Source organism: Paenibacillus xylanilyticus (assembly GCF_047246825.1).
GTDB lineage: Bacteria > Bacillota > Bacilli > Paenibacillales > Paenibacillaceae > Paenibacillus > Paenibacillus xylanilyticus_B.
Genome location: NZ_JBFOLB010000004.1, coordinates 343,265 through 356,299, shown reverse-complemented (window position 1 = coordinate 356,299; position 13,035 = coordinate 343,265). Strand labels below are relative to the sequence as shown.

The following is a 13,035-nucleotide window of genomic DNA, read 5'->3' as shown; positions in this document are numbered from 1 at the left end:
GCGTGGCGGAATGGCAGACGCGCTCGACTCAAAATCGAGTGGGAAACCGTGGAGGTTCGAGTCCTCTCGCCGGTATAACGTATAGCCCTGTGAATTGCTCAGACAATTCACAGGGCTATTTTCATTAGAAGATAAGCATTGTTTTCCTTGAGCTGAGGAGGAGGCTAAATATTTGATGTTGACGTATAGGTTTATTAGATATATTGTAGATATATAAAGTCTATAATGACTATGGCTATAACTTAATAACACTTTGTACCTCTGTAGATTTTAAAAGGCTTTAATTCTTGTGAATTTCGATTCCTATTTATAGAACGGAGTGAAGTGAAATGGCTGGAGAAAAAGTTCTTGAGGAAAGTAATGTCGCTGCGTATTCAGAAATATTATTTAATTTGTCCGTATGGGAAGAGGCGTGGAAGCAGCGGCCGAGAAACTCAAAATACCAGAAAAAAAGCGCCCCGTTTGACACCGAAGAAGCGTTTGAACGTTGGGCTACGGATTATCACCGCCAATCCTTCACAGAAGAAGGGAAGCAGCGTTCTGAACGCATAATGAACTGGATCGAGAACCAGGGTGTAGATTTTAGAGGTTTATCCATATTGGACATTGGAGCAGCTTCAGGTATCTTTACGATTCCCTTTGCCGAGAAGGGAGCCACGGTTACCGCGGTCGAACCCTCTGAAATGCTTGTATCTTTGATGAAAGAGACAATTCCACATGCCTTGGTGTCCAATATTGAGATTGTTTCAGAGCGTTTTGAAGACATATCAATTCAGGAGAAGGGCTGGGAAAAGGAATATGATGTTGCCTTTGCATCAATGTGCCCAGCGATGTCTGATTGGGAAACGATTGAACAGGCGATCCAGTGCGCACGAAAATATGTATATATCAGTACTATGGCTGGACCAAAAGTACATACGTTAATGGATGAACTAAAAGAGGTACTTGGGGTCAATTCACCCTACCGGGCTGGGGATATGGGATACATACAACAGTTGCTGTTCCTGAAAGGTTACGCGTATACGACCCTGATTACGAACGAAATCAATCCTATTGAGATGCCCATTCAGCAAGTTGTCAATCTTTTGCCGGAATGGCTAAACACCTATGGTTTGCCTTCGAATGAAGACTCACTATACAAAGCTGAGCAATATATCAGAGATACCTACCCTGAGGGTGTGGTTACATTCTTACGCGGAGGCAGGTTCGGAAAAATTCTGATCCAACTGGACCAACAGCACATGAAGGTTGTTCGTACCAAAGGATCTAAATAAACAAATAATCTTTTCTCAATAAAAAGGGAGCGGACCATCTGCTCCCTTTTGGCTTGCCTACAATATAAGCTTTTATTTCGTTGTAGAAGAGAGCGCTTTCTGTCTACGTTCCCGGTACTGGCCGGGAGTGATTCCTTCCCATTTTCGAAACGAACGGATAAAGTTCTGTGGGTTGTTGTAACGAAGCCGCGAAGCGATATCTTTGACGGTTAACTCCGTTTCATCCAACCACTTTCTGGCCATCTTAAACCGATATTGGGCGAGATATTCGCTGAATGCACAGCCTGTCTCTTTTCGGAAAACGGAACTCAAATAGCTGGCATTATAATGGAGCCTTATCGCACACTCCTCAAGTGTCAGGTCGGTATCGTATTCTTGCTGGACCATTGCAATCATTTTTTCCGAGATCTGTTGATGCTGTGCATATTGCCGCTCTCTGAAAATATCAATAACCGGTCCCATGATACGAGAAGTGAACCATTGTTCAACTTCAGCAGCATATTGTAGATCAAGCAATTCCTTGAAAATCGAACTGTGTCCTGGAGAAATCTGTGCGAGTCGAATACCGGAGTCCTGCAACATCTGTAAAATCTGCATCAGTAATCGAGCTAGAGCAACTTGATACTCTTCCACAGTCCATTCCATACGAAATATATTCTGGAGCAATTGTTGTAAAAGAACGGAGGCTTCAGCCTCGTCTGCGGATTGAATGGCGTGGATCAGATTATATTCCAGTGACTCAGGGTAAGGGAGCGTCCATTGGGAAGGATAGATAGCTTCCGCTTCATATTGAACGATAACCCCCGTCCCCAGCTTCATTCGCTGCCGTAATGCTCCCATGGCTTCGACATACGCCTGATGGACCTCTAAAATGGATGTGTGCGGTTGACTGAAACCGAAGCTTACCTGAAGATTCAATACCTCACCAATTCGATGTTGTAACTGCTTCGTTATTTTGTAAAGTTCCCGTGAAAACAAGTGATTGTCCGATTCTATACTACCTATTACCGTCACTGTGGTTTGTTCCATAACGGTTGGAGAAAATTGTCGTTCCTCATCAATGGATTCTTCCAATATGTTCTGAATGGCAAATAGCAGAAGATCGAGATCCTGGGGGCCATATTTCGTTTGATTCACCAGATCTGCCTGTACGGTTAATACGGCCATTTGTTGCCACCGAATAAGCTGGTTGTTGTAGCCTTGTTCACTCAAGCTTTTATATAGCGTGGCTGATGAGCATCTGCCTAGATACATATTCATCATAAAATGGTTGCGTATCTGTAACACATATTGATTCAATTTATGTTCCATCTGGGATCGAGAAGCAGTAAGCTGAGTAATGTGTGCTTTAATTTGCTCGAATTCATCTTGATGCGGTGAAAAGGATTCTTGCAGATGCTGGTTTAACAGCGCTCTGTCTCCAATCCCAAGCTGCTTTAACAGTTCGCGAATAGGGATATGCAATCGTCTTGAACCAAGCCATGAGAAGAGCAGGGAGAGTAACAGCAGTACGATGCTGATACACATCGTGTAAAGTGCGGTCTCTACATATTGCATGGTTAGGACATTCATGGGTGTGATCAAAATATAGGTCCATCCTCTTAACGGTGACTGAGTGTAATTCAAGGAATAGTGTGCATCGGAGATACGCACTTCCCGATATCCCGACGAAGCAGGAAAACTGGTCGGAGACAGCAGCTCGCTCAATTCCATGTTGGATTCGCTATCCTCAATGTTCACTGCCGATAACGGTTGACCAATATAAATGGGATTGGGATGAACAAGAATGCGCTGTTCCCGATTAATAATAATCAATTCTGAAGCCGATAGGTCCATGTCATCAGGTATGACAGGGTTTTGCATAGAGCATGCAGGGATTCCGGCAATTAAGGCAGATCCTGAAGGTGCATTCAGATGCGGAATAGATCTCGCGAGCGCAATATGATAGATACAGCCGGAATCGGATGACCGTTCATTATGATTAAATACGGAGGAAGGAGCTAGCTGCCAACCAGAGGTTAGAGTCTTGGACAACAAATCCCGCATGGGAAGAGCGAGAGGGAAATCCGTGTTCAGATACAGTCCGGCATGATCGATCAGCCAGTCCTGCGTTTGATTAACGAGAGTAATATCCATTAAGGGCTCCCATGATCGCATATGTTGAAATTCGGATTGCAGCTGGTTTGCTGTTGTTAAATTCGTATCCGGAAGCGGAGCGGACAGGGACGACAGTATAAAGGGAGAGCGTGTCGCCTGATCCAGCATATAACTGACGGTGCCAAGCTTGTGTTCGACATTGGACTGCATCTGTAAAAGAAGTTGCTTATTGGTCTGAATCCTGTGCAGCTCCGTTTGATTCATTGAATAAATGAATGCCGCTATTCCAGTCAACAAGATAGGCAAGGTGCTGAGCAGCGTACCAAAGACGATTATTTTATGAAGATAACTGACAGGTCGCACAGCCCCACTCCTGACTTTTGAATTAGGATAGTACCTGTTTCTATTCTAGTAAACGCTTACAATTTAAACAACATAAATTTGTTTATATGGATAAATAAGTAATTTAAGTAGAATTTGATATTTCCCTTTCGCTAAACAGAGAGTCGATCTGGAGAAACGGATTACCTGTTGCATACGTAAGTAAGAGGTGAGGACGGATTTTATCATATACGGTCGTACTGACTCGGATAAGGGTATTAAGAGTTAACCGTAGTTCATGCTGAGGTGTATGAGTACAGAGGTCTGATGCAAGGACAGACGGAGGTCCAACCCCATCCCCGACCTGAGTCTAGGATGAAAAACCGTCCGCGGTCTGTTTTGAAAAGTCGCCGTTTCCCCTAGAATAAGGACATAAGGTTAAACAAGAAACAACAAACACAAACGAGCAAACAAACAAATCAAAATACAAACCGAAAGGGCGGTGAAAAAATTATGAGATGGAATAAGGGAAATGGTTGGGCGATTGTACTGATCGTGCTTGGAGCTCTCATCCTTTTCGGAAAGTTAACTCCGCTTCTTGGACACCTAATGGGGTATCTGATTCCGATTCTGATGATTGCACTTGGATATTACGGAGTTAAACGAGGAAATGTGATGTTGGGATGGATTGTCCTGATCATCGGTATCATTTCACTGATGGGTAAACTGGCTTGGCTGATTGGACCAATCATCGCCATCGGATTAATCATCTTCGGTGTATCGATGCTCAGCAACAATCGCAGTCGTCGTGGCCGCTACTAAGTTTTCACGATCTTGAAAAGGAGGACAGAACATAATGAGTGTATTTCGTCGAATGCGGGATATTACCGTAGCTACGTTAAACGAACATTTGGAGCAAAGTCAGGATCCAGTCAAACTGATTGATCAGTTTCTGGTCTCGACCCGCCAAGACATTGGTGAAGCCGAGAAGCTTCGTCATCAATATGCTAGCCATACCAGACAAATGAAACAACAAGCCGATCAGGCAGCAGGTATGGTACACAAACGTGAAGAGCAGGCTTCCATGGCTCTCAAAGCAGGAGAAGAGCATTTAGCCAAACTGGCCCTGCAGGAGAAAATTCTCCACGAAGAAAAAATGGAACAATACAATGAACTGTATGCACAAAGCAATGCAGCATTGCAGGAACTTGATGAACAGATTGACCAGCTGAAAGTGGAGTATCAAAATGTGTACAGCAAACGTCAATACTACTACGCTCGTATGCAAACCATTCAGTTACAGCAGCGAATGAACCAGAGAGGGCACTATAACGGTCAAAACGTACCCCGTATGTTTAACCGACTGGATGACCAAGTCTCTGATCTCGAATATGAGGCACAAAGTCTCCGGGAAATCCGGCGGATGAGTCAAGATGGTTCAGGAGCGTCTGGCAGCATGTCATCCTCTGCGCTGGATAAGGAATTGGAACGGTTGAAGCAGAAGCTAAACAATGAAAGAAAGGAGTAGTCACATGAATAGATTATACCGCTCAACGCGTAACCGAAGGCTGACAGGTTTGATCGGCGGCATCTCTGAAAATCTCGGACTAAGTTCCACGCTGCTGCGTCTTATCTTCTTCATCAGCATTTTCGCTACGGGAGGTACATCATTGCTGATCTACTTCATCGCTGCATTGGTAGTGCCGAAGGAATCCTATCCTGCTGATCCATACGGATATAATTCCGCAACAGGATATAAGTAAACGAAAGGAGCAAGCACATGAGCAAATTATACCGCTCAACGCGTGACCGGATGTTAACAGGTTTGATCGGTGGGATCTCAGAATCCATTGGAATGGATTCCACGCTGCTGCGGATCATCTTCGTCATCAGTATCTTTGTAACAGGCGGCACAGCGTTGTTGATCTATTTCATCGCAGCACTGGTGGTACCCAAAGAACCGTTTCCACCATATGACCCGTACGGTTACGGTCCTGGCCCCGGCCCGGGTCCTGGCAGAGGATACAACAGTTACGATCATGAGCCGCAAAGAGGCCCGTTCCGCAATAACAATCAAGGACATGGAAGCTTCGGTCCTGGCCCAGGATACAATAACAGACCGCATTTGGGCCCACGTTCTTATGACAATAACACCTATGGAGCAGGTACACAGCAAGAAAGTGAACTGGATTCCATGATGAAAGATATTGAGAAAAAAGCACTGAAAAAAGAAGTTGAAGAGCTTCGCCAAAAATTATCTCGTTACGAGAAGGGAGAAAAGTAAAATGGGAGTATTTAAACGGATTAAAGATATGACTAAAGCGTCGGTAAACGATATGTTGGATAAAGTGGAAGACCCGATTGTAATGTTGAACCAGTATTTGCGTGACATGGAGGCCGAGATTCATGAGGCTGAAGTAACTGTTGCAAAACAAATGGCAAACGAGCGTCGCATGAAACAACGTTTGGACGAAGCGGAGCGTACATCTGTACAACGTGAGTCCCAAGCTGAAGCTGCTCTGGCTAATGGTCAGGAAGAAGTGGCACGCAAATTGCTGGAAGAGAAAATCTACTTTGATCAAAAAATTACGGAGTACAGCGAACTGCACGCTCAGTCTGAAGCACAAGCCAAAGATCTGCTGCAACAGCTCCATGACATGAAAGATGAGTTCTACAAAATGCGTAACAAGCGCAATGAGCTCGTATCTCGTGCACAAATGGCGAAAGCCAAAAAGCAAATGTCCCAAATCAACAGTTTGCATACAATTGAAAGCGGCGGCGCATCCCTTGGATTCCACCGCATGGAAGAGAAAATCATGCAAATGGAAGCTGAAGCTGACGTAATCCGTGCACCATACCGCAACACACAATCTTCATACACGAACCCTGTGGATGCAGAGAAGCAATACAAAGTGGATCAACAACTTCAAGCCCTGAAAAACAAAATGGGCAGCGGTTCGAAAAATGAAACGGGCGGTACTTCAAAAGAATAACTGTTCGCTCAGCAGACAATATGATATTCTATAAATCGTGAATAAAGAACGGTTTGTGGAACAAAGGTTAAGCCATACAGGTCATCATTGCCTGGTATGGCTTTTCCAACGAATAGGGAAATTCAACTTACAGAGGAGGTGCGGCAGAGATGAACAAAAAAGAACAATGGCTTGCATTTGCGATCATTATCATCGGTGTAGTCATGTTGTTAAATCAGCATATTAACCTGCTGACGGCTGCCGCACTAATTCTGTTAACGATTGGAATGGTCCAAATCCGTAAGGGAGACACTCACAAGGGGTACCGTTACTTGGCAATTGGTGGATGTCTTCTGCTGCTTGGCAACCTGATGATCGTATTTTTAATTGTACTGGCTTCACTGGCATACTTTTATTCCAAAAACAAAAAGATTCATCTGCATGGCGATGTCATGCGCAAACAGAATTTTATGGCCCGCTACTACTGGGATCAGGGACCTTGGACGTTACGCAGCATGAGCCTCTGGCATGCCCTTGGTGAGGTCAATGCAGATCTGTCCCTCTCTATTCCGGAAGAAAAACAGACAATCGTGCTGTTGCAAGGTGTTATGGGGAATGTTCGTTTGACACTGCCGGAAGATTACGGTGTAGAAATTGAGGCTTCTGTCCTTTTTGGACGAATTAATTTGAATGGTGAAAAAGACAGTGGCATGATGAACAAGTTAATATGGAGAACACCTGGTTATGAAACCAGTGAACATAAAGCAAAATTTGTTATTTCCTATATTGTTGGCGACCTAAGCATCCGTAATCCGTAATAAGTTAAAGGTGAAGAAAAGGAGGAGACCCGGTTGAAGACAAAACGACATACCGACATGGTAACCCGAAGTATGGGTGAAGGGATCCTCCTTGTTTTCATTGTGCTCGCCGTTATCTTGTATGTATTGTATACATATGGTTATCTTGCTCCGTTTGCAGGATGGAGGCATCTGATTCAGTCAGGTCTCGCACTGTTATTATTATTGATTGGTATTGGAGCAGTTTTTGGTTTCTATCAGAGCTATCGGGTCAAACGCAGGCTTGAACTGCTGCGGGAAACCCTTCTGCAATGGGAAAAGGGGTCTCTATCACGCACCGTGCCTGATCTGGGGATTGATGATGTAGGACGTTTAAGTGAACAGCTTGGACGCATCGGCAAGAAGTGGGAAGATCAGGTTACCTCGCTGCAGAGACTATCGACCAATAATGCGCAGCTTGCGGAACAGGCTCGAATAACAGCGATTGTGGAAGAGCGTCAGCGTTTGGCACGAGAGCTGCATGATGCTGTCTCCCAGCAACTATTCGCAATTTCAATGACGGCCACAGCGGTTGGGCGGAAAATGGAAAAGGACTTTGCACGTGCCCAGCGGCAGGTGGCTTTGATTGAGGAGATGGCTTCGGTAGCCCAATCCGAGATGCGAGCGCTGCTGCTGCACTTGCGGCCGGTATATCTGGAAGGTAAACATCTGGAACAAGGTTTGAAGGATCTTGTCATGGAACTGAAAACAAAAGTACCCATGGACATTGTGCTCGAGATGGATGAAGATATTCATTTGATCAAAGGAATTGAGAATCATCTGTTCCGTATTATTCAGGAGGCAATGTCCAACACATTGCGCCATGCCAAGGCAGAGAAAATGGAAATTCGGCTGCAGCGCCGAAACGATGCGATACGCGTGTTGATTCGCGATGATGGTCAAGGCTTCGATCTGGATGACCAGAAGCAGGCTTCCTACGGTCTGGCGAACATGCGTGAACGGGTTACGGAAATTGGCGGAGCCATTCAATTCGTAACCGCACCGGGTAAGGGAACACGGATTGAAATAACGATACCTTTGATGAGCGATGAAAGTGAGGAAGAACATGTCAATGGAACCCCAAGTAGAAACCGAGACGGAAACGTCGATCAAAGTGTTGCTCGTGGATGATCATGAAATGGTACGGATCGGCCTTGCGGCTGTGCTCGATACCGAGGACGGTATTGAAGTTGTGGGTGAAGCAGGCAGTGGAGAGGAAGGCATTCGACTGGCGCAGGAATATAAGCCGGATGTCGTTCTAATGGACCTCGTTATGGAAGGCATGGATGGGATTGAAGCTACCCGGCAGCTGCTCAAAATGTATCCGGAATGCAAAGTCATTGTACTGACCAGTTACCTGGACGATGAAAAGATGTACCCTGTTATTGAGGCAGGTGCCTTCAGTTATTTGTTGAAAACATCAAGAGCCAATGAGGTGGCAGATGCCATTCGTGCTGCAGCACGCGGACAATCCGTTCTGGAGTCACAGGTTGCTTCCAAAATGATGAATCGTTTCCGGCAGCCACAGGCGGCAGCGCCAGCACATGAAGAGCTTACTGACCGGGAGATGGATGTGCTCCGATTACTGGCGAAAGGCAAGTCCAATCAGGATATTGCCGATGATCTGATTATTGGGATCAAGACGGTCAAATTTCATGTAACGAATATCCTGGCCAAACTTGGTGTGGATGACCGTACACAGGCAGCCATTTATGCCTATAAAAATGGGCTTGCAGAGTAAGAAAAACAGTGATTTGAACGACTAACTAAGCAAAAGAACCGTACTTAAAGAGTCCGGAAATTATAGATTGGGTATAGAGATCGGTAATACGGAAAGGTCCAATCCGCCATGAAGTTGGTGGAGAGGACCTTTTTTGGTATGTCTATCGAAGTTTAGCAATTGAGGAATGGGGGCATACTGTTGATAGATTCATAGAATACAAGAGAGAGCGGGGGATATACATGTTAAATCGATGGATGACTGCAGGTTTAGTGGCAATGGCACTTATTATTGTTATAGGCATGACTAAGGTGTATGCAGGGAATGCAGAGAAGAGCGAATCAGAAGGTGCGAAGTTGGAACAACTGATGAAGACTTCAAACGCAGCGATTGATCAGATAGAGCGCATGATTATCAAATGGCAGGGACAGGGGATCGGAAATGCACAAGATCAGGCAGAGCTGCTGGCGGGACAACTAGGACTGCCACAACCGATTTTGGTTCGGCAGACAGGCCACGATGTATATCGCAGTGAAATTCAGGCTGAAGAGCAACATGCAGGAATACTGGTGAATGCAGTCGTTACTGGAGAAAATGAGTATTATGTGATCGTGCAATTATCTGGCGACAAGTTTACGAATTCAAGTCAACTAACGTCCTTGCACGAGCAAGTGAATCAAACGCTAGCAGAATCCGGGGTAGAAGCGGGGTGGAATTATGCGGTTCAGGGCAAAGGAGCAAGTGGTGCAACGGCCAGCATTCAATTGCAGAAGATGGAGGATAAGCTGTCCGACCGGCTTAGTATGCATGCAGCAGAGCGCTACACGGATGCCAACACTGCAAGTGTATCCTACCGAGTGCCTGAGCTGTCTACTGCCATCCAGAGCGGTTCCCAAATCCTGAATATGCAGATGGCTGTGCATCAGGATCATGGCAAAGGAAGCAATCGCATTACGTTAGGATTTCCGGTAATCACTATCGAATATTGAGGTTGTATTACGTGTATTTATAAGCTTGATCATGAATATTTATAGATGAATTTTCTGAGAAATTCTGGAGCTATATTGAGAATCTATATCAGGAAAATTAGTGCAACCGTTCAGGCAATATGCTAAAATGGCATCACATCCAAGAAGGAACTTGCTGGTAATTGTCGGTTGTATGTTGTGCATATATAACACCATTACATAGCTCGGGAAGAACGAAGATAAATGAGTCTTCCCGGAAGGAAGAGGAGCCCATGGTCGAAAAACAAATGCAAGATGAAGTGCAGACGCCTGGCGCAGTATTTTTCATTTTTGGAGCAACGGGTGATTTGGCCCGCCGGAAGCTGTTTCCGGCCATCTATAGTCTCTACCGTGAAGGAAAGCTAGCCGAAGACTTTGCGGTTATTGGTGTAGCCAGAAGTCCGAGGACACCAGAACAATTCCGGGAAGACATCCATGAATCCATCAGGGAATTCTGCCGTTATCCGGCGGGGGAACCTTATGAGTGGAATGCTTTTGTCGAACATTTTGAGTATAAAGCTCTTGATATTAATAATGTGGATGGTTTCAGAGAACTGCGGGACCAGACAGAACGTCTGGAAGAGAAGTTCAAAACGCCCGGTAACCGGCTGTTCTATCTGGCGCTTGCACCTGAGCTGTTCGGCAGTGTCTCGTATAGTCTGCGAGATGGCGGGATGCTGGAGAGTCGCGGTTGGAACCGCCTTGTCATTGAGAAACCATTTGGATATGATCTGCAGTCTGCCGAGCAGTTGAATGAGCAGATTCGTGAAGTGTTCCGTGAAGAGGAAATTTATCGGATTGACCATTATCTGGGCAAAGAAATGGTGCAGAATATCGAAGTGATTCGCTTTGGTAATGCATTCTTCGAGCCGCTCTGGAATAACAAACATATTGCAAACGTTCAGATTACTCTGGGAGAGACTGTGGGCGTGGAAGAACGCGGAGGGTATTATGATCACTCCGGTGCCTTAAGGGACATGGGACAAAATCATATGCTTCAGATGCTGACGATGATTGCCATGGAGCCGCCAAGTCGTTTATTCCCGGAGGACATCCGGGATGAGAAGGTCAAGGTGCTGCGCTCCTTGCGACCATTTACTTCCGATGAAGAAGTAAGCAGCAATGTTGTACGTGGGCAGTATACGGAAGGCGAATATCGGGGGAAACAGCTACCGGGCTATCGTCAGGAAGACAAGGTTGACCCGGAGTCGAATACGGAGACGTATTTTGCTGCGCGTGTATTTGTAGATAATTTCCGCTGGGCCGGTGTACCTTTCTACATTCGGACAGGCAAGCGTCTCCCGGTGAAAACGACCGAGATCGTCGTTGAATTCAAATCGATGCCGAATAACGTATATCTGGGGAAAAAATATAAGCTCGAACCGAATCTGCTTGTGATCCGGGTGAATCCGATGGAAGGCATCTATATCAAGATCAATGCCAAGAAGCCTGGCTCGGATTCCGAGATTCAGCCGCTCGCGATGGACTTCTGCCAGAGCTGCATGATCGGAATCAACTCGCCTGAAGCGTATGAGCGTCTGCTGCATGATGCAGCAGAAGGAGATTCCACGTACTTCACCCGTTGGGATGAAGTGGCGACCGCATGGTCTTTTGTCGACCGGATTGCTGCGGCATGGGCTGAAAACCATGGAGAACTCCACATGTATCCTGCAGGGACATGGGGTCCGGAAGCGACAGGCAAGCTGCTGGAGCAGGATGGTTTCCACTGGTGGCCCGTTAATGGGCAGGACGAAGACAGTGTCATTTGGCAAGTAAACAACTAATACAGTGAATTAAGGTAATGAGGCCTGAAAAGGACGCGATTACGCGTCCTTCCAGGCTTTTTTTGTGACCAAAAAGAGAAGAGAATAATTAACAAAAAGTAAATAAAATTAAGTTGTTGACAAAAAGTAAGTGAATAACTTATACTCAACTCAAGAGTTAAAGAGATTACGCAAAAACAAAATGCACTGAGGAAGTTCTAAGAAGTTCTTCAATCCAGTAAAACATTCATGAGATGAAATTTGAACCAGTAGAAGGGGTTTCAACAACATTCATGAAAAAAAATTTTAGCATAATATCTTTAATCTAAGAATACTATTTTGTAACTATTTGAATGGGGGAAAAGAAAATGTTGGATGTAGGATTGCTGTTGATTCGTTTGGTGATTGGATTGTCGTTCATGGCTCATGGTGCACAGAAATTGTTTGGATGGTTTGGCGGGTACGGAATCAAAGGAACAGGTGGTTGGTTTGAGTCAATGGGAATGAAACCTGGCGCCCTGGTTGCACTGCTGGCAGGATTGGCGGAATTCGGTGGCGGGTTGCTGCTCGCTCTGGGTCTGTTGACTCCAGTAGGTGGCATTCTGATTGCACTGACGATGGTAATTGCGATTGTAAAGGTGCATGGTGCGAACGGATACTGGTCCACGCAAAATGGCTTTGAGTATAACCTCGCCATCCTGGTGGTTGGTGTAGCTCTGGCTTTGACAGGTGGAGGACAATACGCACTGGATGCATTGATTTTCTAAGTGAGCTGAATAACATGAATGAGGAGTACCTGGATGCCATTATGATGGCTGAAAGGTGCTCTTTTTTTGTAATCGGAAAAGAGAAGAATCCTCTGCAGGTAATCGGTTATTTTCGGTAAAGATTATGGTACAATAGGAGAGTTGGGTAAGAAAGCAGGTTAACGGATTGAATGGAAGCACAGGGATAGGGAGGATGAACTCCGTTGTAAATGTGTAAAATTAACCTAATGAGCAAAAAGCGAAGGAAACAATCAACCGGTATTACCGGATTGCATAAA

At 45.3% G+C, this 13,035-nt stretch carries 13 protein-coding genes; 12 read left to right on the top strand and 1 reads right to left on the bottom strand.

What is annotated here, in order from left to right:
- The first annotated feature begins 329 nt into the window (after positions 1-329).
- Positions 330-1,274: a class I SAM-dependent methyltransferase gene (locus AB3N00_RS24220; protein WP_413036871.1), complete on the top strand. Its 945-nt coding sequence runs from the start codon at positions 330-332 to the stop codon at positions 1,272-1,274.
- A gap of 72 nt (positions 1,275-1,346) precedes the next feature.
- Here the strand turns inward: AB3N00_RS24220 and AB3N00_RS24215 are convergent, their stop codons facing one another.
- Entirely contained in the window at positions 1,347-3,635 is a 2,289-nt protein-coding gene (locus AB3N00_RS24215) for a helix-turn-helix domain-containing protein (protein WP_413036870.1), read from the bottom strand.
- Between the two features lie 570 nt (positions 3,636-4,205).
- Here AB3N00_RS24215 and AB3N00_RS24210 point away from each other — a divergent pair.
- The 11 genes from AB3N00_RS24210 to AB3N00_RS24160 all read left to right on the top strand — a co-directional run bounded on the left by AB3N00_RS24210 (position 4,206) and on the right by AB3N00_RS24160 (position 12,757).
- Positions 4,206-4,514 carry a LiaF transmembrane domain-containing protein gene (locus AB3N00_RS24210; protein WP_175399174.1) on the top strand — a complete coding sequence of 103 codons (309 nt, stop codon included), beginning with the start codon at positions 4,206-4,208 and terminating at the stop codon, positions 4,512-4,514.
- 34 nt (positions 4,515-4,548) lie between these two features.
- Positions 4,549-5,220 carry a PspA/IM30 family protein gene (locus AB3N00_RS24205; protein ID WP_413036869.1) on the top strand — a complete coding sequence of 224 codons (672 nt, stop codon included), beginning with the start codon at positions 4,549-4,551 and terminating at the stop codon, positions 5,218-5,220.
- A gap of 4 nt (positions 5,221-5,224) precedes the next feature.
- The gene (locus tag AB3N00_RS24200) at positions 5,225-5,455 is read left to right on the top strand and encodes a PspC domain-containing protein (RefSeq protein ID WP_175399176.1); all 231 of its coding nucleotides are present in this window, start codon (positions 5,225-5,227) and stop codon (positions 5,453-5,455) included.
- Positions 5,456-5,472: 17 nt separating this feature from the next.
- Positions 5,473-5,976, top strand: a complete 504-nt coding sequence (locus tag AB3N00_RS24195) for a PspC domain-containing protein (RefSeq protein ID WP_413036868.1) — start codon at positions 5,473-5,475, stop codon at positions 5,974-5,976.
- Position 5,977: 1 nt separating this feature from the next.
- On the top strand, positions 5,978-6,685 hold the full coding sequence (locus AB3N00_RS24190; protein WP_413036867.1) for a PspA/IM30 family protein: 708 nt from the start codon (positions 5,978-5,980) through the stop codon (positions 6,683-6,685).
- Positions 6,686-6,834: 149 nt separating this feature from the next.
- Positions 6,835-7,482: a cell wall-active antibiotics response protein LiaF gene (liaF, locus tag AB3N00_RS24185; RefSeq protein WP_413036866.1), complete on the top strand. Its 648-nt coding sequence runs from the start codon at positions 6,835-6,837 to the stop codon at positions 7,480-7,482.
- A 33-nt stretch (positions 7,483-7,515) separates the two neighbouring features.
- The gene (locus AB3N00_RS24180) at positions 7,516-8,631 is read left to right on the top strand and encodes a sensor histidine kinase (protein ID WP_413036865.1); all 1,116 of its coding nucleotides are present in this window, start codon (positions 7,516-7,518) and stop codon (positions 8,629-8,631) included.
- A complete protein-coding gene (locus AB3N00_RS24175; protein ID WP_175399181.1) occupies positions 8,573-9,241 on the top strand; it encodes a response regulator transcription factor in 669 nt (222 codons plus the stop codon). The genes AB3N00_RS24180 and AB3N00_RS24175 overlap by 59 nt, the downstream gene beginning before the upstream one ends.
- A 221-nt stretch (positions 9,242-9,462) precedes the next feature.
- Entirely contained in the window at positions 9,463-10,209 is a 747-nt protein-coding gene (locus AB3N00_RS24170) for a YwmB family TATA-box binding protein (protein ID WP_413036864.1), read from the top strand.
- Between the two features lie 251 nt (positions 10,210-10,460).
- On the top strand, positions 10,461-12,011 hold the full coding sequence (gene zwf / locus AB3N00_RS24165; RefSeq protein WP_413036863.1) for a glucose-6-phosphate dehydrogenase: 1,551 nt from the start codon (positions 10,461-10,463) through the stop codon (positions 12,009-12,011).
- Positions 12,012-12,358: 347 nt separating this feature from the next.
- Entirely contained in the window at positions 12,359-12,757 is a 399-nt protein-coding gene (locus AB3N00_RS24160; RefSeq protein ID WP_053783291.1) for a DoxX family protein, read from the top strand.
- Positions 12,758-13,035 lie beyond the last annotated feature (278 nt).

What these genes read in the sequence shown, in the direction of transcription:
- AB3N00_RS24205 (WP_413036869.1), top strand. Translation starts at nt 4,549, where the DNA reads ATGAGTGTATTTCGTCGAATGCGGGATATTACCGTAGCTACGTTAAAC.
- AB3N00_RS24210 (WP_175399174.1), top strand. Translation starts at nt 4,206, where the DNA reads ATGAGATGGAATAAGGGAAATGGTTGGGCGATTGTACTGATCGTGCTT.
- AB3N00_RS24195 (WP_413036868.1), top strand. Translation starts at nt 5,473, where the DNA reads ATGAGCAAATTATACCGCTCAACGCGTGACCGGATGTTAACAGGTTTG.
- AB3N00_RS24190 (WP_413036867.1), top strand. Translation starts at nt 5,978, where the DNA reads ATGGGAGTATTTAAACGGATTAAAGATATGACTAAAGCGTCGGTAAAC.
- AB3N00_RS24160 (WP_053783291.1), top strand. Translation starts at nt 12,359, where the DNA reads ATGTTGGATGTAGGATTGCTGTTGATTCGTTTGGTGATTGGATTGTCG.
- AB3N00_RS24215 (WP_413036870.1), bottom strand. Translation starts at nt 3,635, where the DNA reads ATGAATCAAACGGAGCTGCACAGGATTCAGACCAATAAGCAACTTCTT.
- AB3N00_RS24200 (WP_175399176.1), top strand. Translation starts at nt 5,225, where the DNA reads ATGAATAGATTATACCGCTCAACGCGTAACCGAAGGCTGACAGGTTTG.
- AB3N00_RS24170 (WP_413036864.1), top strand. Translation starts at nt 9,463, where the DNA reads ATGTTAAATCGATGGATGACTGCAGGTTTAGTGGCAATGGCACTTATT.
- AB3N00_RS24175 (WP_175399181.1), top strand. Translation starts at nt 8,573, where the DNA reads ATGGAACCCCAAGTAGAAACCGAGACGGAAACGTCGATCAAAGTGTTG.
- liaF (WP_413036866.1), top strand. Translation starts at nt 6,835, where the DNA reads ATGAACAAAAAAGAACAATGGCTTGCATTTGCGATCATTATCATCGGT.
- zwf (WP_413036863.1), top strand. Translation starts at nt 10,461, where the DNA reads ATGGTCGAAAAACAAATGCAAGATGAAGTGCAGACGCCTGGCGCAGTA.
- AB3N00_RS24220 (WP_413036871.1), top strand. Translation starts at nt 330, where the DNA reads ATGGCTGGAGAAAAAGTTCTTGAGGAAAGTAATGTCGCTGCGTATTCA.